The 17,977-nt window shown below is 41.9% G+C and carries 13 protein-coding genes; 7 read left to right on the top strand and 6 right to left on the bottom strand.

Features of this window, described 5'->3' with window-relative positions:
* The first annotated feature begins 129 nt into the window (after positions 1-129).
* Both BV372_RS22435 and BV372_RS22430 read left to right on the top strand, forming a co-directional pair.
* The gene (locus tag BV372_RS22435; RefSeq protein ID WP_086688709.1) at positions 130-828 is read left to right on the top strand and encodes a rhomboid family intramembrane serine protease; all 699 of its coding nucleotides are present in this window, start codon (positions 130-132) and stop codon (positions 826-828) included.
* A gap of 390 nt (positions 829-1,218) precedes the next feature.
* Positions 1,219-1,689, top strand: coding sequence for an Hsp20/alpha crystallin family protein (locus BV372_RS22430; RefSeq protein ID WP_086688708.1), 471 nt, complete (start codon positions 1,219-1,221; stop codon positions 1,687-1,689).
* Positions 1,690-1,846: 157 nt separating this feature from the next.
* On the opposite strand, the gene BV372_RS22425 is transcribed toward BV372_RS22430, so the two are convergent.
* Positions 1,847-6,067: a PAS domain S-box protein gene (locus BV372_RS22425; protein ID WP_086688707.1), complete on the bottom strand. Its 4,221-nt coding sequence runs from the start codon at positions 6,065-6,067 to the stop codon at positions 1,847-1,849.
* Positions 6,064-6,312: a DNA-binding transcriptional regulator gene (locus tag BV372_RS22420; RefSeq protein ID WP_086688706.1), complete on the bottom strand. Its 249-nt coding sequence runs from the start codon at positions 6,310-6,312 to the stop codon at positions 6,064-6,066. Before BV372_RS22420 ends, BV372_RS22425 begins: the two co-directional genes overlap by 4 nt.
* 608 nt (positions 6,313-6,920) lie before the next feature.
* Between BV372_RS22420 and BV372_RS37790 the strand changes: the two genes are divergently transcribed.
* Together BV372_RS37790 and BV372_RS22410 are read left to right on the top strand one after the other, a co-directional pair.
* The gene (locus BV372_RS37790; RefSeq protein ID WP_086688705.1) at positions 6,921-7,166 is read left to right on the top strand and encodes a hypothetical protein; all 246 of its coding nucleotides are present in this window, start codon (positions 6,921-6,923) and stop codon (positions 7,164-7,166) included.
* A 10-nt stretch (positions 7,167-7,176) separates the two neighbouring features.
* Complete coding sequence (locus tag BV372_RS22410) at positions 7,177-8,214, top strand: hypothetical protein (protein WP_086688704.1); 1,038 nt, start codon at positions 7,177-7,179, stop codon at positions 8,212-8,214.
* Positions 8,215-8,417: 203 nt separating this feature from the next.
* Here BV372_RS22410 and BV372_RS22405 read toward each other — a convergent pair whose 3' ends face one another.
* The 3 genes from BV372_RS22405 to BV372_RS22395 all read right to left on the bottom strand — a co-directional run bounded on the left by BV372_RS22405 (position 8,418) and on the right by BV372_RS22395 (position 13,551).
* The gene (locus tag BV372_RS22405) at positions 8,418-9,710 is read right to left on the bottom strand and encodes a glycoside hydrolase family 10 protein (RefSeq protein ID WP_373270802.1); all 1,293 of its coding nucleotides are present in this window, start codon (positions 9,708-9,710) and stop codon (positions 8,418-8,420) included.
* Between the two features lie 786 nt (positions 9,711-10,496).
* The gene (locus BV372_RS22400; protein ID WP_086688703.1) at positions 10,497-10,847 is read right to left on the bottom strand and encodes a Rieske (2Fe-2S) protein; all 351 of its coding nucleotides are present in this window, start codon (positions 10,845-10,847) and stop codon (positions 10,497-10,499) included.
* Positions 10,848-11,100: 253 nt separating this feature from the next.
* The gene (locus BV372_RS22395) at positions 11,101-13,551 is read right to left on the bottom strand and encodes a filamentous hemagglutinin N-terminal domain-containing protein (RefSeq protein ID WP_086688702.1); all 2,451 of its coding nucleotides are present in this window, start codon (positions 13,549-13,551) and stop codon (positions 11,101-11,103) included.
* Between the two features lie 242 nt (positions 13,552-13,793).
* Here BV372_RS22395 and BV372_RS35375 point away from each other — a divergent pair, with 242 nt between their 5' ends.
* A complete protein-coding gene (locus BV372_RS35375; protein ID WP_143845238.1) occupies positions 13,794-13,994 on the top strand; it encodes a hypothetical protein in 201 nt (66 codons plus the stop codon).
* Between the two features lie 37 nt (positions 13,995-14,031).
* Here the strand turns inward: BV372_RS35375 and BV372_RS22390 are convergent, their stop codons facing one another.
* Positions 14,032-14,214: a hypothetical protein gene (locus BV372_RS22390; RefSeq protein WP_086688701.1), complete on the bottom strand. Its 183-nt coding sequence runs from the start codon at positions 14,212-14,214 to the stop codon at positions 14,032-14,034.
* Positions 14,215-15,041: 827 nt separating this feature from the next.
* On the opposite strand from BV372_RS22390, the gene BV372_RS36570 reads away from it, so the two are divergent.
* The gene (locus BV372_RS36570) at positions 15,042-15,188 is read left to right on the top strand and encodes a hypothetical protein (RefSeq protein ID WP_179198190.1); all 147 of its coding nucleotides are present in this window, start codon (positions 15,042-15,044) and stop codon (positions 15,186-15,188) included.
* A 167-nt stretch (positions 15,189-15,355) separates the two neighbouring features.
* On the top strand, positions 15,356-17,941 hold the full coding sequence (locus tag BV372_RS22385; protein ID WP_086688700.1) for a GAF domain-containing protein: 2,586 nt from the start codon (positions 15,356-15,358) through the stop codon (positions 17,939-17,941).
* Positions 17,942-17,977 lie beyond the last annotated feature (36 nt).

Genomic DNA, 17,977 nt, shown 5'->3' with positions numbered 1-17,977 from the left:
GGATTCAGCGCGAGAAGGGGCGGAGGACAAGAGAGTGTGGGGAGTGTGGGAGTTTTCTTCCCCATCTCTCCTACATGCCTAATACCCAATGACAAATGACAAATGACAAATGACAAATAACAATTCTCAATGATTCCTATTAATGATAATATTCATATTCGGCATCGACCAATTATTAATTACTGGCTGATTGGCATTAATATTGCAATATTTTTATGGGAAATCCAACTAGAATTAGGTGATAAACTAGCCGAATTTATTTTCAGTTGGGGTATAATTCCAGCGCAGATTACTGGGGCAATTACAAGTGCCTTCGTTAACCCAGCCGCTTGGATAGTTGTATGCTGGCGGTTGATTTGTTTGCCTTTAGGAATGTTTTTGCATGGTAGCTTTAGCCAAATATTAGGAAATTTATTATTTTTATGGGTTTTTGGCAAGACTTTAGAAAATATACTGGGTCATAAACGCTATTTAGGATTTTACTTATTAAGTGGGATTTTGACAGGCATAATACAAATATTAGCCGAACCAAGTTTGACAGTTCCATTGATTGGAGCAAATGGTGCGATCGCATCTATTTTAGGGGCATATGTTATGAAGTTTCCTCAAGCCAAAATTGACAGTATTCTACCCCTAATATTTGTATATATTCCCGTTGAATTACCAGCTTTTGTTTATTTATTCTGGTGGTTTATCCAACAGTTTTTTTATGGCATAGGTAGTTTAAATATTCCCCCTGTAGGTGTTAATCAGTTTAGCATCGCTTACTGGGCACAGGCGGGGGGATTATTAATTGGTGCAGTCTTTATGCGATTTCAGAGAAGATGAAAGTATAGTAAAGTAATTGTGGCAACAAAGAATAGGAGATATACAGCAAATTTCAAGTTAGTGAAGTACAGATCCTAGGCTTCAAACCCAAGCATAAAGACTGTTTTACTTCTGAATTCTGAATTCTAACTCCTGAATTCTGCTGTAGGACTCCTAGTTAATTTTTGAATTAATTACGTAGGGTGGGCATTGCCCACATATCCGGGTTTTGGTGGACAGTTTCCACCCCACTACTAACAAATTGTCACAATTGCAATGCGGTACGGTTATTGCTATATACCTTTGCTAAAAAACCGAACCTACTATGTTTGAAGTTACTCTAATCTGTTAATTAGGAAGCTTGAGATTGAGCTTCCAAAAACCAAAGATTGCTTCTAATGAGGTGATACTATGGCACTCATTCGTTGGGACCCCTTCCGAGATATTGAACGGTTAGAACCATTCCGCGATATTGATACTTTACAGCGGCAAATGAATCGCTTGTTTGATAGGTTAACGCCAACAACTAATGGTGGTGAAAGTATGGGATTTGGGTTCGTTCCTGCTGCTGAAATGGAAGAAACTGATGACGCAATTCACCTAAGGCTAGAAGTCCCTGGCTTGGAAGCTAAAGATCTTAATGTAGAAGTAACTGCTGACGCAGTTTCTATTAGCGGTGAGCGGAAGTCTGAAACTAAGACTGAAGAAAAAGGTATAGCTCGCTCTGAGTTCCGCTATGGAAGATTTCAGCGGGTGATTCCACTACCAGTCCAAATTCAAAATGATAAGGTAGAAGCCGAATACAAAGATGGCATTCTCAGGCTAACCTTGCCGAAATCTGTGTCAGATAAGCAAAAGACTGTCAAGGTTAATATCGGTTAATTAAAAATTTTCGGTCTGATTGATTAGCTTTGGCTAAGGTGGCGATCGCATCTGGTTCGATAGTTCAGGTGCGATCGCTTTTTATAATTTCACATATCACCAAAGGTTAAATTGTAGAGTGCGTGAAAGTGGTGCGTTACGGTTAGTGCTCACTATTTCAAACGAGCAAGTTGATAATCATCTCTAATAATTCTGTTGGCTCTACTGGTTTAGCAAGATGCTTGTTAAATCCGGCGCTCAATGCTTGCTGTGCGTTAATTTGTCCAGCATAAGCAGTAATTGCGATCGCGGGAATTTGACCTCCTTGTTCTGGTGACAACATTCTCACCTGCTTGATTAACATCCAGCCATCAACTTCTGGCATTCCTATATCGCTTAACAGTATATCTGGCTGGGACTGGGTTAAAGCAGCGAGTGCTTCCGCAGCTGATGCCGTGGCTGTGACATTTGCTCCATACTCTTCTAACAAAAAGCTGAGAAAATCCCTTGTATCTGTATCATCATCCACCAATAAAATCTGCACACCACTTAAATCTAAAGCTGGCTGAGGCTCTGTAGTGTCATTGTTCACCTGCAATCGCTGTTGCATCAGTGGAAGTTTGACAATAAAAGTTGCTCCTTGTCCTTCACCTTGACTCTGTGCTTGGACTGTTCCGCCATGTAGTTCGACTAAGTGACGCACAATTGCTAGCCCTAAACCCAGTCCGCCAAACTTTCTTGTACTGGTACTGTTCTCTTGGCGGAAGTAGTCAAACACATAGGGAAGGAAATCGCTGCTAATACCTTTACCTGTGTCGCTAATTGTAATTTGAGCTTGAGTACCAATCTGTTCCAGCCGAATATCTACCCGCCCCCCTTCCGGGGTAAACTTAACGGCATTAGAAAGCAAATTCCAAACAATTTGCTGTAATCGGCTGGAATCTCCCAAAACTTGCCCGACTTCGGGATCTCGCATTGTGTGTATTGCAATTGACTTGGCTTCTGCTGAGAGCCTCACTGTCTCCATTGCGGCGGTAATTACAGATACCAAATCGACTGGGCTACTATTTAAGCTAAGTTTGCCTTGGAGAATTCGGGATATATCCAAGAGGTCTTCAATTAGTTCAGCTTGTAACCTAGCATTACGCTCAATGGTCTTTAAAGCATAAGCGCTGGTTTGGTCGTCAAGATTTTGGGTTTGGAGTAGATTCGACCACCCGAGAATCGGATTAAGTGGCGATCGCAATTCATGGGAAAGAACTGCCAGAAATTCATCTTTAATTCGGTTAGCTGTTTCTGCTGCTTCTCGTGCAGTTTGTTCAGCTTCATATAAACGCGCCCGTTCCATCGCTTGGGCACACTGCTGTACTAATGCCAGTACAAAAGCGCGGTCATCTTGGCTAAATTCTTGCATCTGTGCAAAGGCTAAGGACATTCCGCCTACAGCTCGGTCTTCGATCGTTAAGGGAATCGAAATCCAAGCGCCATAGTCGGCATTAGCATAAGTCTGATCCAGATACAAGTTACTAGTTACACTTGTGGTCGTCGGCTCTGACCAAACAGGTTCTCCGGTTCTGACTGCGACTGCCAGTGGTACAGATGCATTAATAGAGAATCGCCGCCATGAATCTATTAGTTCTTCTTGGTAATCAACAGTAGAGACAATTTCCAATTCTTTACTATCTGGCGTTACCACTGCTACTAAAGCAGCACTAGCTCTTAAAGCTGCCATACCTTGTTCCACAATTACCTGTGCAACCTGTGTTGGAGTCAAAGATTCAGAAAGGGCAGCGGTAATGCTTTGCAACCGGGTAGTGCGTAATGCCGCATCTTCGGCAGCTTGTCGGGACTGCTGTGCTTCTGTGTAGAGTCGGGCATTATCAACGGCTGTAGCAGCGCGGCGAGCTAGTTCCTCGGTTAACATGAGGTGGCGATCGTCATAATGACGACCACAAGAAGATACCAAAGTTATTGCTCCCAACACCCGCCCCCCAACGATCAACGGCACACCCATACCAGATTTAGGTGCTAGCTCCTGCAAAAGTTGGAGATGACGATCATTCTGGCTTACCGCTTGCATTTTTTGCCCAGGGATAAAATGAGTCATTTGTGACTTACCTGAGCGAATGACCTCAGCAACACCTTCAGTTTGCGCTAAATCAGGGGGATAATTTTTTAACTGTTCTACCAATTGCTGTTTTGCTGGATCGGCATGGGCTGTTGCCATCCGACGAACTGATTGATTGCTATCCACAATATCAACTACGCACCAATCAGCAATTTCAGGCACCATCAAACCAGCCAAACTAGTTAAAGTTGTTTCATAGTCTAGTGATGAAACTAAAATACCGCTAGCTTCAGCCAGAAAGCACTGTCTTTGTTCCTCTTGCTTGCGCTCTGTAATATCACGAGAGGATGCTTGTATTTCTATAATTTCCTGAGTTTGCAGATCGTGGATGGCGCGAATTTTTGCCTCCAGCCAAACATAATGTCCGTCTTTGTGAACAGCCCGATGCGTTACGGTATAAATATCTGGTAAATCTGCATTGCTTGGGTAATTTTTAGCAATCTCCGCCAGATCCTCTGGATGAACAAACTCATGGTTAAAACGACCGATCATTTCCTCTGGTTCATAGCCTAAAATTGTGCGGCAGGCTGGGGAAATGTACAGTATATTTCCATTGACCGTATGACGTGAAATCATATCAGTGGAATTCTCTGCTAGTAGTCGAAACCGGGTCTCACTTTCTTGGAGTGCTGCTTCTGCTTGCTTACGCTCAGTAATTTCTTCACAAGTTGCACCCACCCAAGTGATTTTATTGGGTAGTGCGATCGGGTAGTAATTAACCGACCAGTACCTTAGCTCACCAGGTGCAGCCGGCGTTTCGCCGCTTGCTTCTTGCGCAACAATCGATTCTCCTGTCTCAACTACATGACGAAAAGCAGTCATAACTTCTGCATCTACCTCAGGTAGAAGTTCAGCGACAGTCATACCAATATGTACTTCTTGAGGCAGACCATTAATTTCAGCCAAAGCCTCATTTAAGCGCACGTATCTCAATTTTTCATCCCAGATCCCAATACCGAGAGGCGCGTTGTTAAAGAGAGTATCGAGTAGGGTATTGGTTTCAAGTAAGCGAGTTCGTTCCGTTTCTAATTGCCGCAGCAGTATCTCTCGTTCCGCCTCAGCTTGCTTGTGTTCAGTAATATCAACACACATTCCTACCCATTCTTGGATTTCGCTCGTTTCATCGAGTATGGGTACGCCACGTATACTCATGTGACGGTATTCGCCGTCATGTCGACGCACACGATATTCCGCCACTGCAACGCTGCGTGTATCATAAACTTTTTTCCAGATGGCAGCTATTGATTGCCGATCTTCTGGGTGGATTGCGTTAATCCAACCCCAGCCTTTGTATTGTGCGGGAGTTTGTCCTGTAAAAGCCTGCCAAGTGGGAATCTCTTCGACAACATTGCCCCAAGGTGCCGCAGTCCAGATAATCGAGGCGCTGGACTCTGCTAGGGAACGGTAGCGTGCTTCACTTTGACGTAGGAGAGATTCCAGACGTTTACGTTCCATGAACTGAGCAATTTGACTAGCGATCGCGGCGATCGCCTTCATTAATTCAGCATCAGGTTCAGGAATTTGCTGGCTAAAACATTCAATTACACCCAAAATTTCACTACCCAACTCAATGGGAAATCCTATAGCCGCTTGTAGTTCACTGTCTTCCCTGCTCCCCTCTCTCTGCTCCCAAACAGGTTGACCACTTGCCCAAACCCGATTGGGTAAACCTTGACTAATCTCAGAGTTTGTCTGTTGATAAAATGCTTGGCAATCTTCTATTTTTAAAGAGGATGATTGCCAAGTATTTATACAACGCAAGGCATTAATTTGTAGGTCTACACTCCAGAAAATACCAACTTGCCAACCTAAATTTTCACAAAGAGATTGCAGCACTTTTGGCAGAGCATTGGCAACAGTTGTAGCCTCAGCCAGAATGTTAGTAATTGCATACTGTGCGGCTTGATACTGTTGGATACGTTTGCGTTGAGTAATATCCGTAATGAACATTGCTACGCCTTTTTCTGAGGGATAAATATGGTTTTCCCACCAGCGATGCGAAATTGGAAAAAAATACTCAAAATCAATTGCTACTTGTTCAGTAACAGCCCGATATAGTTCTGCTTGCAGTTGACTATTGACTGTCTCAGGAAATAATTCCCAAATAGTTTTACCCAAAAAACTTTCTTGATTAATCCCAGCTAGTTCAGCTGCCTTTTCATTAACATAGGTGTAGCGCCATTCATCATTCAACATGACAAAAGCGCTGCCAATCTTGGCTAAAACTTGTGCAATTTCTTGGGGGATAGTTGCCTTGACTTCAGCAGTCACAGTTTCTGCTCCTCTTGTTGAAAGTACTTGGTCAAAAGATCCTCACCAAGTTCTCCCATCTGATGCAACAAATCTTGAATCTGTTTCATAGCCAGTGGTGAAGGTTGCGCTCGTCCGTTTTCCCATCGGTTGATACTGTGAAACGAAACTCCTAGCCTCTTCGCTAATTTTACCTGTGAAAGTTGGAGGCGCTGCCGAGTTTCAATTACCAACTGTGCCACCTCTGGCTGTGCGATCGCAGGCATAAGGCATTTTACTGTTAATTATTTCCCAGATCTTGGACTATAGCAGATGCTATAACTGTCTTTACATCTATCCCAAGTCATAGTATGTAGAGTGCACCAAGGTGAACCAAAATTCAGGTGTAGGGATGTGGAAAATCAATTATCAAACAGAGACATCCTCCTTTTACAGCCCTTTTTTTGACTGTTTACTTGACTAGAGTGATTAGGGGTTGTTATGAAAAAATAACTTTTGCTGCAACAAACATTACTAAAGTATGAATCACTTTAGAATCAAAATCCTTCTCAGAGGATGTATCTTGAAATATTAGATATTTTGTTCTTACTCCCCAGCCAACTGTGAACGGGGTGAAAGTACAGCCTTTGGGTCTCTCTTTTTTAAGGGTGATTTAGAGGAATCTCCAATAACTTCGTGTATCAGTAAAGACTTTTGAGACAGCCTCTAAAGATCGTAGATAATTTTTATTTACAAACTTAATGGGGTTGAGTCATTACCGAGTCTATAGCTTAAGCTAGAAAATTCCCTAAAATCGGCAAGTTGATACACACTGATGCTATTTCATTTGCTTGAATAGCTATATTGATAGGACGGAAATTCATAACTCGTTATTATGGCTAGTAAGTTAATAGACGTTAGAGAGTATACGGTTAGAGCGCATAAAAGAGAGATTCACACTCGTGTTTTTCACTTTATCTGCAAGCAGTGCAATGAGAGTACAAAACGCGAGACTTTTGGACCTCGACCGTTATATTGTGAACAATGTCGCCCTCCCCAAGCGCCCAAAAAACTGCAACAACCAGCGACAAAAGCCAAGCCAAGACCAATGACTTACAAAAGTAAATCTGATTTAGATTGATTAACGCCTTATGACTGTAAAAGGACAATTAGAACCTCCTCCTGACGCTTTCCTCTCTCCACTTTTGGAATTAAGAGAGTACTATGCTCGCATTGTAGAAGAGTACGAACGCTTATATACACAGGCGCGATCGCATCTTAATCATGTAGAAGCTTTGTTGTCTAACTGGTCAACACCAGATACTAACAATCAGATTGCCACATTTGATGTTACAGATGAAACATCCCCTCTTCATTCAGAAGAGAGATTATTCTCGACAGATGACATTGCTGATTCCGATACCCACTTGATAGAGTCAACTCAATTTGAACTTCCAGACTCTAACAATTTGGACAAAGAGAACCCATCATCCGCCGCTACAGTTATCAACAATGACCAACCTGTAAGTCCAAATTCAACCAGCAAGTCTTCCCCTGAGCCTAAAGATCAATCAATCAAGGGGCAAGACTTTCCCATGCTACCTGAGTATCAACACTGTATCAATCGGATAGAAGCTATCAAAAAAGTCTTGCAAGAACATAGTGGTACTGTATGCCATATAGATTTCATTGTGCGATCGCTATATGGAGATTTAGAGCCACCTATCTTCAAAGTAGTTAAAGGTAGAGTCCAATCCTCACTTACCCAAGGTAGAGGTAGTAGTTGGTTTGCAATTCCCGACGAACCTGGCTGTTATACCCTGGATTTAAAGTTGCTAAACTCAAGTAATAGCAATGGTTATGCCAAGGCTCTCCAACAGAAAAAGAAGAAACCTTTGATACTCCCCAAAACAAAAATAGTACCGATGCTCAGAGTATTTGAGGGTCAATTTTTGATTGATGCCATCACCTCTCTCTTAAAGCAAAATTCGGGAAAAGTTTTCACAGTTGCGGAAGTGATCGCTGGACTTTATGGAGAACTAGATGCTGATGAAATTAGAGAGGTCAAAAGCAAGGTACTGAATGAGTTATCGCGAGGTTATCGCACAGGGCGATTCTCGAGAGTGCCTGAAAAGGTTGGATTGTATACTTGGGACAAAAATTTAATGCTTGAGAAAAGCTCACGTTGAACCCACCTCCCTTTTACTGTAGGGTGGGCACTGCCCACCAGTATTTCAAAAGTCCATCCGTTAGGCTTTTGCTGGGTATGTTCACCCTACAATGTATGGTCTAATCATTTGAAGATGGCAGTAAGTTCCACAATCAATGATCGTGGTAGTCAACAGTCCAAAGTCAAGAGTTACTTTGGACTATTGACTGTCTTAACAGTTTATTATTCAACTCTGGCCCGGAGCGCAGGAGCACGGAAGAGGGCTTGAAATCCAGCTTGCCTTTCTGCAACTGCTTCTGGAGCAGATTCCCAAAGGCTTTCGTAATAGAAAAACGCTACGCCTAAGCCCCGTTCTTGCGCAGCTCGCACTTGGGATTGAATTTGCTGCATTGGTGCTGTATTATTTCGCAACCCTGCCATAATTCCAACACCAGTGGGAATCGATTTCTGTGCTTCTTGAATTTCTTGACGGGAGAGATTGCTAATAAAACCTTGAAGATTGGGACGATAAATTTGCACAATTAGCTCATCCACAATATTGAGCCGTATCCAGTTGAGCCAGTCTTGTAGTTGAAACTTGTAGGCAAAATCGTAGTAATTTGGAGAGACAGAGAAAATCAAGCGAGATTTTTGAGCTTTCACAGCTTGGTTGAGTTGTACCATGAACGCTGTAATTTTATCTGCCCGCCAGCGCATCCATGCTTGATCTTGAGGATTGGCGGGAGGATTATTCTTAGTTTCCTTGGTGTACAACGCAACTGTGTAGGGATCGTAGCCAAATTCATATGGCAAACTCATGTGATCGTCAAACTGAATGCCATCTACATCATATTGGGTGATGTTTTCCAGTACGAGACTAGTGATAAACTGCTGCACTTCTGGATGGAAAGGATTGAGCCACATCACCTCGCCAGCAGCACTAGCAGAAGTTTGACTCCCATCCCGCTTTTGCGTCAACCAATTTGGATGCTCCATTACCAATTCTGATGTTGGGGGAGCCATAAAGCCAAACTCAAACCAAGGAATTACAAGCAGCCCATGACGATGGGCTTGGTTGATGAGATCTGCTAGGATATCGTGTCCGTCTGAGCCTCGCAAAACAAAAGGTTGGATGCCTGTACGTTTTGCCACCGCGCTAGGATACATTACATAGCCAGAATTCCACACTACGGGATAAATAGTGTTAAAGTTGAGCCTACGCAGTTGGCTGACGGCCTCCCGCACTTTGGATCGTTCCTTGAGGATGTCAATATCGTTGTTAGTCATCCAAACCCCGCGAATTTCCTCACGGGGTAGTTGGGCGATTTGAGCGATCGCAGGAGTAAAGTTGTCTACCAGTAATACCGTGATACACGATATCAAGACTAGTATCGGGAAGATTCGCTTGCGCAATGTCTGAATAAAAGTTGCCGCGGCCGCGTGTCTACGTTGCCAAGCTTGAAAAGGAAAAATTAATTTCAAAATTAGTTTCATAGGTTTGAATGATGCGTTAGCTAACCACACGCGCCATTTCATGCTTTTGTTATGGAGTCTACTAGTCATATAGTCTACAAGCATTTATGCTTACTAGAGAATTGGTTAACTGGTAGTTGTGCATTCCCTGCGCATCGAAATCTTGACCTCAGACAAACTGAAGCAGACTCAGCAAATTAAAATAATTGACGTAGCTAATCGTCATTAGTGCCCGATGTATCTTTTGTTCTCAGAGTAATAACTTGATTTGTAAAAAACTACTTTCTAGGTACTTAACCCAGAACATACTTGGCAAAACTTGTATGTATTTATAGGAACATGATTTCACAAAACAGGCACACTTGCACATCAGAAAAATTTTTCCGTGTCCTGTTTGGCGTACTCTGCGATCGCTTTTCACTCAAAGCAGCCGTCTATTTTAGAAAAATATCATTGCTAACCTGCTCTCTCTTCTACGGTTTCTGCTACGCAATATGAAGTTTCAAGGTCAACGATAATTTGCTCACCCATTAGCATTACAGCAATTTTTAGGTAAATAGACGACCCAGTAAGGGCACAACAATGTTGTGCTTTGATGACAGAGATGGTTCAAAATAAATGGAAAAGGCTTTAATTTCTATTATTATTTTTTATATATGCGTTATTAATGTGATTGATCAACCAAAAAAACTTTGGATTTTTTCACGAAAAATTTAGATTGCTAGATGCGCCATTAATTATTTTAAAAGCGATCGCCATAAATCCAACCTCAAGGACGAAAAGTAAAATATAAAAGTTTTAATCCTTCACACCCTACCCTTCATCCTTCAGCAGATACTTGGTATCCTGTTACAACCCTACCCAAATATTGCCTTCTTCTACACGGGTGGGGAAAACAGGTATTGCCTTTTCTTTAGAAATCAGACCCATCACTTTGCCAATACCAGGAGGAAATGTAATCCATTCTGTAGGATTACCGCTAGAAAGGTCAAAGGCGCTACGGTGAAAAGGACAGACAATCGCTCCATCATCTGTAATTTTACCTTTCTGCAAAGGTAGCTTCATGTGAGGACAGGAATTTTCTAAGGCGTAAATTTGGTTGTTATGGTGAACTAGTAGGATGGCACGTTTTTCTACTTTCACCACTTTGCGCTCATTAAGTGGTAGTTCATTTTCAGGAAGAACTTTAATCCAGTTCATAAATACCTCAATACCTCGCTTAACATCATCTACAGGGCGGCTGCTTGATGGAAGACCTTGAAATTTTATGCTTTTTTAGCCATCAAAAAGCTGATTATGTACATCATTTCACAAGTTTGTAGCGGTGAAGCGAGTGTAAGAAGGCAGTGGCGAAAAAAGCAGGGGGGCAAGGGAGTGTGGGGAGTGTGGGGAGAAATGGGGCAAGGAGGACAGGGGGGACAAGGGAGATGAGAAAACTAATGACCAATGACAATTATTGATATGTACTGCAATCAGTTGGCTTGTTCCAAGAACTGTGTAGCGCCACAGTGGATTTATGAGCAGTGAGCACCACTTCTCCTTTAGGATTGATTGCCCATCCTGTAGCTTCTACAATCTTTGTGGAAGATGATTTAGTGGAATTTTGGCTCGTAGTTGGTTGGGAGGAGGCTTGACGAACTCCATCCAGAGTAATCCAATCGGCAATCACAGCATCACTATTAAGAGTTTCTGTAGGGCTGGAAGGGATGCCACCACGTCCGGTTACAGTAAAACTGCTTTTATTGTTACCTGCGATCGCTCGACAAGTTTGGCTTAGTTTGAGTTCTACTGGTTGGGTTGGTAAGTTGACCAAGCCATTATTCGGGTCAACATCAGGTGTATTTATAGTGACTACGCCGCTTAAAGTTGGGTTTGTCTGAGAAATTGCTGTAATGTCGTTACTGGGTAGCAATTGAGGGTTGAGTTTAGTTGGGTCTGTGTTGTCCAGAAGTCTCACCAAGTCTTCTCGACTGCGCTGTTCTATTCCAAAGATCCCAAAAGCGTTGATTTCGACTTTACCACCAGAACCTGTGAAAGCGTTAGCGGTGATATCGCTATTTTCTTCAGGGACAGCTACGATGAAGCCATCAGGGGTGTTGACGGTGATATTACCACCATTACCAGCACCACCAGCAGTGCCTGCTGTAGTAGAGATTTGACTATTATTGCGTAACAGTAGTAAGTTCTCGATTTGCAGTCTGATATCGCCGCCATTACCTGATACTGTTTTCGCAACTAATTCGCCTTGTCTGTCCAAACGGATTTCACGAGCATTAACTTGCAATGTACCTGCATTTCCTGAACCTAAAGCTTCTACAGTTACCCGCGCTCCATCTCTTACAATTAACTGGTCTGTAGTCACAAACAAAGAACCAGCCTCTCCGCTACCACGGCTGCGCGCAAATAAGCCACTGGGGTCTTTATCAACTGGTGATGTTCCACTCAATTCTATAAAATCAGAGGCATTGACAGTCAGATTTCCACCTTTTCCTTGACTATTTATGCCTGTACCAGCTGTTACTACCCCTCCATCCTGGGCAATCAATTGCCTGGTATCAACTTCCAAAGAACCTGCGTTTCCTAAATCTAGAGTCTGAGTAAACAAGCCGCTAGGGTAATCTAGAAAAGAAGCTCCGCTTACTTTAATAAAATCGGAGGCAGTTACTTTTAATCTTCCCCCGTTACCTCTACCCTGCCTAGCACTAGTTGCGACGTTGGCTCCACCTTCAATAATTAATTTTCCTGTTTCTATAGTCAACGGGCCAGCAGGGCCGTCTCCAAAGGTCTGAGTAAACAAACCGCTGGGGAAACCAGCAAAGTCCTTACCTTGGGGAATGGTGCCGCTTACTTGCACAAAGTCAGTGGCTTTTACCGTTAAACTTCCTCCAGAACCTGTTGTCCCTTCAGTAGTAGCAGCTTTGATTTGGGAGCCATCTTGAAGAGTTAACTGCTGTGCTTGAACAAGGATACCTCTACCATTTTCACTACCTAGGGTATCTGCTTGGACTAGAGAACCATCAGTAAGCTTAATTTGTCTACCTTGTAGCTGGATATAACCACTGCCAGGGCCATCGGCTAATACTACAGCTAAATTATTCAATGATATGTCTGCTGGCGTGACGTTACTAGGAAAGTTTAAAGGCTGGTTGTTGCTATCAAGGTTGATTCCTACTGTCCCTACTCCTGATATCCCACCCACAGCAATTTGTCCGCTTAGGGCTTTGAGAGTTCGACGATTATCTTCTAACTTACCGTTCCCAGTCAGGTTAATGTTTCCGCCCACCAACGCTAAAGTCTTACCTGTGGGCACTTCTAACGCTCCGTAATGATTAATTTCTCCCCCAGTCTGCTCAAATTGCAACCCAACTGGTGTACTGACTGTTAGTAGAGGTGTGGTTTGCGGCGTAGTAGCGCTAAAAATTGTGCCATCAGCAAATTTAATGCTGTTTGCTGTACTAGCCACAAATGAACCAGCGATATTGAGTGTGGCATTTGCGCCAAAAAATACGCCGTTGGGGTTAATCAAAAATAAGTTGGCGTTGGAACCAAGAGTACCAAGTTTGCCTAGAATCTCAGAGCGGTTATTACCAGTAACTCGCACCAGAATATTTTGAATATTACTGTTAGGACTTAAGAAAACTGCTGAACGTCCTTCACTAACGTTAAATTCCAGTAAACTGTGGAACAGATTGTTATTGCGAGTTGCTCCGCCTGCGATCGCTTCTGTAGCCCCACCAAGGTAGTTTTGTATAACTTGAGATCTTTCATTGCCGAGGTTATTATCAGGAGTAATGGCACTCTGGGCAAATACAGAATTTGTCATCAAAAAGCCAATGCCAAAGGTTAACCCCCCAACATTTGCTAAGCCTAGTTGCCAAGCACAACCTTTGCTACTGTGAGCCATTTCCAGAATTTGCCTCTGCTCAAAAACTACCAAATAAAAACGCTATTAATAGCGTCTGGTAGGGCGTCAGCAATCTAGTATACCTGGTAGATGACCCTGATTTAATTGAGAAGGAGCCAGAAGCAAGAATTCAGAATAAACCCACAAATAAATTTGAGGTTTTCACTCAAGATGCTCCGAAGAATAGATTCTTCCATATCTAAAGATAATTGCTCTGCAACCTTGATTCATTTGGCGATCGCATGAGTACAATTCTGATATCATGTCTAATTAAACACTTGTCATTGCGACCGGAGGGAAGCAATCGCAAAGGTGTTGGGATTGCTACTCTGCGAGAACGCCTTCGGCGAACGTTTCACTACCCTACGGGAAGCCGCCTGAAAGGCGTCTACGTTGCACTCGCGGCGGACATATCGCAACTAAATTTAGCGGACATGGTATGACTCCTGGCTCCTGAGTTCTTCTTGCTTAGATGAATATTTACTCTGATTCTGAAGTCTCTTCAGTCTCGCTAGGCTGAGATGGTTCAGTTTGGCTAGGCTCAGATGGTTCAGTCTGGTCGGGTTTAGATGGTGGCTGTAGGTCAGGTAATAAGGGTTTGGGATTAGGCGGAGTATAGGTACTCTTGACCAAAGTACGTGGGCGCTCTAATGTGTGAACCATATACGAATTTACCTCTGGAAAAAGATGAAACTATAGCTTTGGAGATTGGCTTGATGTAAATTCAAGGTCTCCGCATATATATCGAGCTATTATTTAACTTTTATGCACCGAGCTAAATTTGTTACAAAACTTTAACCACAGAGGAAATAGGCAACACTATTTCCTTGTGGCGGATTAATTAGAGAATCACTATCAACTGGGAACTGTTAATTGAGCAGGCTCTGTGGGAATTATGGATACAAGACTTCCACAAGTCTAATCAGTCTAGAGGTAATATCTGCGAAGGTTGCGATCGCACTTTCTTCTCATCCCATGCATCTTCCAGTTAGATGTGCAATGGAAGTTGGTAACGGATGCACCCAATGCCTCTATCCAGGTTATGCCCACCTTTACAGTAATCAATAATGATTTTTGTATCAATTCTTGGTTTGATTAGGAGTACTATTACTGGTTACATAATAGAAATAAGCTAGATCTCAAACATAGAGTTTCCTAATGAATGTCTCAAAAATTACCTTAAATTTATTAAGTAATATAATTGTATTTCCTTATAATTAAACAGAGATAGGACGCTTATTTAATTTTTGAAAAGAACGACCTATAAATCGACCTGCCTTGTTTTCCTTGTTCCCTATTCCCAGTACTTACGAGTAAGTTTATGAATCAAACTCAATTGCTATATCACGACAATCTCTTTACAGTTAGTCTGAATTAGGGTATTCCTTGTTTGTCGTTTGATTTCGGAGAAAGAAGATGACCAACAAAACCGACTGGACTTTTGCTAATTACCAACCCTTTGGCAAATCCTCAATGAGAGGCGTAAAAACATGGAATTAACTTTATATGAACAGAGTTGGAATATTGAATTATTAATTTTACTGCGCTCTGCGTGTCAGTTATATTTATTTGGTTTAATGTCTCATCCCCTTGTGGACGGTATAAACATATATTTGCCCCTGACTAGCGATCGCTAACTATGACAAAATCCTCAGCCACAAGCCGATAAGGATTTTCAACTCCTTTTCCACAGGATGACGCTAGCTCAACAACGGATTAAACTGTGGATAATGTCTAGAGATTGTTGCAGATGGCAACAATAAATAACAATCCTAAAATATAACCATTATATATAAAGCTAATTATGTCATCGCATCAACCTAGTATTGATGAGACTGCCGATTTAATTATTGGAGTTCGCAATCCAGAAAATGGCTATTTACAAGAAAATACTGCTCCTGTAGGTTCTCTGGCTAAAAGACAGGGCACTATATCTTCTTTTCTAGCTCCCCTAACACAGGAAACTTTTAAACAGGTTGTTAAAGAAGTCGAACAGAAATTACAGATTGTTCATCAAACTTTGTCAAGACTAGATTCTCATGGGTTTGAAACAATCCTCGAAGAAATGTTGCATTCGATTACTTTAAAAACTGGAGAATTATTAGGAGCAGACCGGACCACAATCTTTTTACTGGATGAAGAAAAACAACAACTATGGTCAATTTTAGCTGAGGCAGAAGGCGATCGCTCTTTGGAAATTCGCATACCCGCTGATAAAGGAATTGCTGGTGAAGTTGCGACTTTCAAGCAAGTAATTAATATTCCCTATGATTTTTATCAAGATCCCCGCTCTGTATTTGCTCGGGAACAAGAAAAAATTACTGGTTACCGTACATATACAATGCTGGCTTTGCCATTGTTGAATGAACATGGAGACTTAGTTGCAGTTGTACAATTACTTAATAAATTAAAACCTGTACATAATCCAGATGCTGCAATTGCAGAACGGATTGATACCAAAGGCTTTACTAACGCAGATGAAGAATTATTTCAGGAATTTGCGCCATCAATTCGATTGATTTTAGAATCATCGCGTTCTTTTTACGTAGCAACCCAAAAACAAAGAGCAGCCGCAGCATTAATGAAAGCGATTAAGTCGCTTTCTCAAAGTAATCTTGACTTAGAAGATACTCTAAAAAGAGTAATGGCAGAAGCCAAAGAACTAATGAATGCCGATCGCAGTACATTATGGTTAATCGACCGCGATCGCCAAGATTTGTGGACAAAAATTATTCAAGATGATGGTTCAACAAAGGAATTAAGAGTTCCGATAGGTAAAGGCTTTGCTGGCATAGTAGCTGCATCTGGTAAAAAGGTAAATATTCCCTTTGACTTGTACGATCATCCAGATTCGGAGACAGCTAAAAAAATTGACCAAGAAACCAGTTTTCGTACCTGTAGCTTACTTTGTATGCCAGTGTTTAACGCCGATCGGCAATTGATTGGCGTTACTCAGTTAGTCAATAAAAGAAAATCAGGAGATTTTCCACCTTACGATCATGCTCATTGGCCAAAAGCTCCTGAATGCTTCCAAGCGAGTTTCGATCATAATGATGAAGAGTTCATGGAAGCTTTTAATATTCAAGCAGGAGTAGCGCTGCAAAATGCTCAGTTATTTGCCACAGTTAAGCAACAAGAACAAATGCAGCGAGATATTTTGCGCAGCCTTTCTAATGGTGTAATTTCCACTGATAAAGCTGGGTTAATTATTGCTGCCAATGAAAGTGCCAAACGTTTGTTAGATCTCAAAGAACAAGACCGATTAGAAGGTCTATCTATTCAAGATGTCATAACTATTAAAGAAGGTCATTTTAGCAAATGGTGTGAGAACGCTTTAAATGCAGCTGACTTTAGACACCGACAGCAATATTATCCCGATCGTACTCTGATCACTCCTGGTACAGAACAGCACAGTATAAATTTATCGATTAATACAATTGCTGATGCTAGCGACCATAAACAAGTCAGTGGTGCATTAGTTGTCATGGAAGATATTAGCGATGAAAAGCGCCTCAAAAGTACGATGTACCGCTACATGACACAGGAATTAGCAGAAGAATTACTGAAATTAGATGATGCTAAATTAGGAGGCGATCGCAAAGAAGTTTCGATTTTATTTTCGGATATTCGTGGCTATACAACTTTAACGGAAAATCTAGAAGCTGAAGAAGTTGTAAGTATGCTCAATGAATATTTTGAATCAATGGTAGAGGCAGTTTTTAAACATAAAGGCACCCTCGATAAATACATTGGCGATGCCATTATGGCTGTGTTTGGTTCTCCCTTACCATTAGAAGAACACGCTTGGATGGCAGTGCAAACAGCTTTAGAAATGCGCCATCGTTTGAAAGATTTTAATCACTGTCGCTATTTAGCTAATAAGCCGAGAATTAACATAGGTATTGGCATTAATTCTGATACTGTCATTAGCGGTAACATTGGCTCTAGTAAAAGAATGGAATTTACGGCCATCGGCGATGGTGTTAACCTCGGCTCTCGGCTAGAAAGTGTCAGCAAACAGTACGGTTGTGACATTATTATTAGCGATAATACTTATAAACCTTGCCGCGACAATATTTGGGCGAGGGAATTAGATTTTATTCGCGTTAAAGGTAGAAATGAGCCAGTAGCTATATATGAACTACTCGGTTTGCGTTCCGATCCTATTAGTAGCCAAAAACTAGAAGTGATTGAGCGTTATCACAAAGGACGTGAGTATTATATCCATCGTCAGTTTAGCTCGGCTCAAGCTGAGTTTGCCAAAGTTTTGGCGGCTGATAGTAATGACAAAGCTGCTATGTTGCATCTGCGCCGTTGTCAGCATTGGATAGAGTCACCCCCATCAGATGCAGATTGGGATGAAGGTGTTTGGACTTTTAAAGAGAAGTAAGAGCAAGAGTCCAGAATCAAAAATTTCTTGACCAAT

It is taken from the genome of Nostoc sp. T09 (genome assembly GCF_002154695.1).
In the GTDB taxonomy this organism is placed as follows: domain Bacteria; phylum Cyanobacteriota; class Cyanobacteriia; order Cyanobacteriales; family Nostocaceae; genus Aulosira.
The sequence above is the reverse complement of the archived record's forward strand: the minus strand, read 5'-3'. Positions and strand labels throughout refer to the sequence as shown.

What these genes read in the sequence shown, in the direction of transcription:
- BV372_RS22395 (WP_086688702.1), bottom strand. Translation starts at nt 13,551, where the DNA reads ATGGCTCACAGTAGCAAAGGTTGTGCTTGGCAACTAGGCTTAGCAAAT.
- BV372_RS22410 (WP_086688704.1), top strand. Translation starts at nt 7,177, where the DNA reads ATGACTGTAAAAGGACAATTAGAACCTCCTCCTGACGCTTTCCTCTCT.
- BV372_RS35375 (WP_143845238.1), top strand. Translation starts at nt 13,794, where the DNA reads ATGAGTACAATTCTGATATCATGTCTAATTAAACACTTGTCATTGCGA.
- BV372_RS36570 (WP_179198190.1), top strand. Translation starts at nt 15,042, where the DNA reads ATGGAATTAACTTTATATGAACAGAGTTGGAATATTGAATTATTAATT.
- BV372_RS22420 (WP_086688706.1), bottom strand. Translation starts at nt 6,312, where the DNA reads ATGCCTGCGATCGCACAGCCAGAGGTGGCACAGTTGGTAATTGAAACT.
- BV372_RS22405 (WP_373270802.1), bottom strand. Translation starts at nt 9,710, where the DNA reads ATGAAATGGCGCGTGTGGTTAGCTAACGCATCATTCAAACCTATGAAA.
- BV372_RS37790 (WP_086688705.1), top strand. Translation starts at nt 6,921, where the DNA reads ATGGCTAGTAAGTTAATAGACGTTAGAGAGTATACGGTTAGAGCGCAT.
- BV372_RS22430 (WP_086688708.1), top strand. Translation starts at nt 1,219, where the DNA reads ATGGCACTCATTCGTTGGGACCCCTTCCGAGATATTGAACGGTTAGAA.
- BV372_RS22385 (WP_086688700.1), top strand. Translation starts at nt 15,356, where the DNA reads ATGTCATCGCATCAACCTAGTATTGATGAGACTGCCGATTTAATTATT.
- BV372_RS22390 (WP_086688701.1), bottom strand. Translation starts at nt 14,214, where the DNA reads ATGGTTCACACATTAGAGCGCCCACGTACTTTGGTCAAGAGTACCTAT.
- BV372_RS22435 (WP_086688709.1), top strand. Translation starts at nt 130, where the DNA reads ATGATTCCTATTAATGATAATATTCATATTCGGCATCGACCAATTATT.
- BV372_RS22400 (WP_086688703.1), bottom strand. Translation starts at nt 10,847, where the DNA reads ATGAACTGGATTAAAGTTCTTCCTGAAAATGAACTACCACTTAATGAG.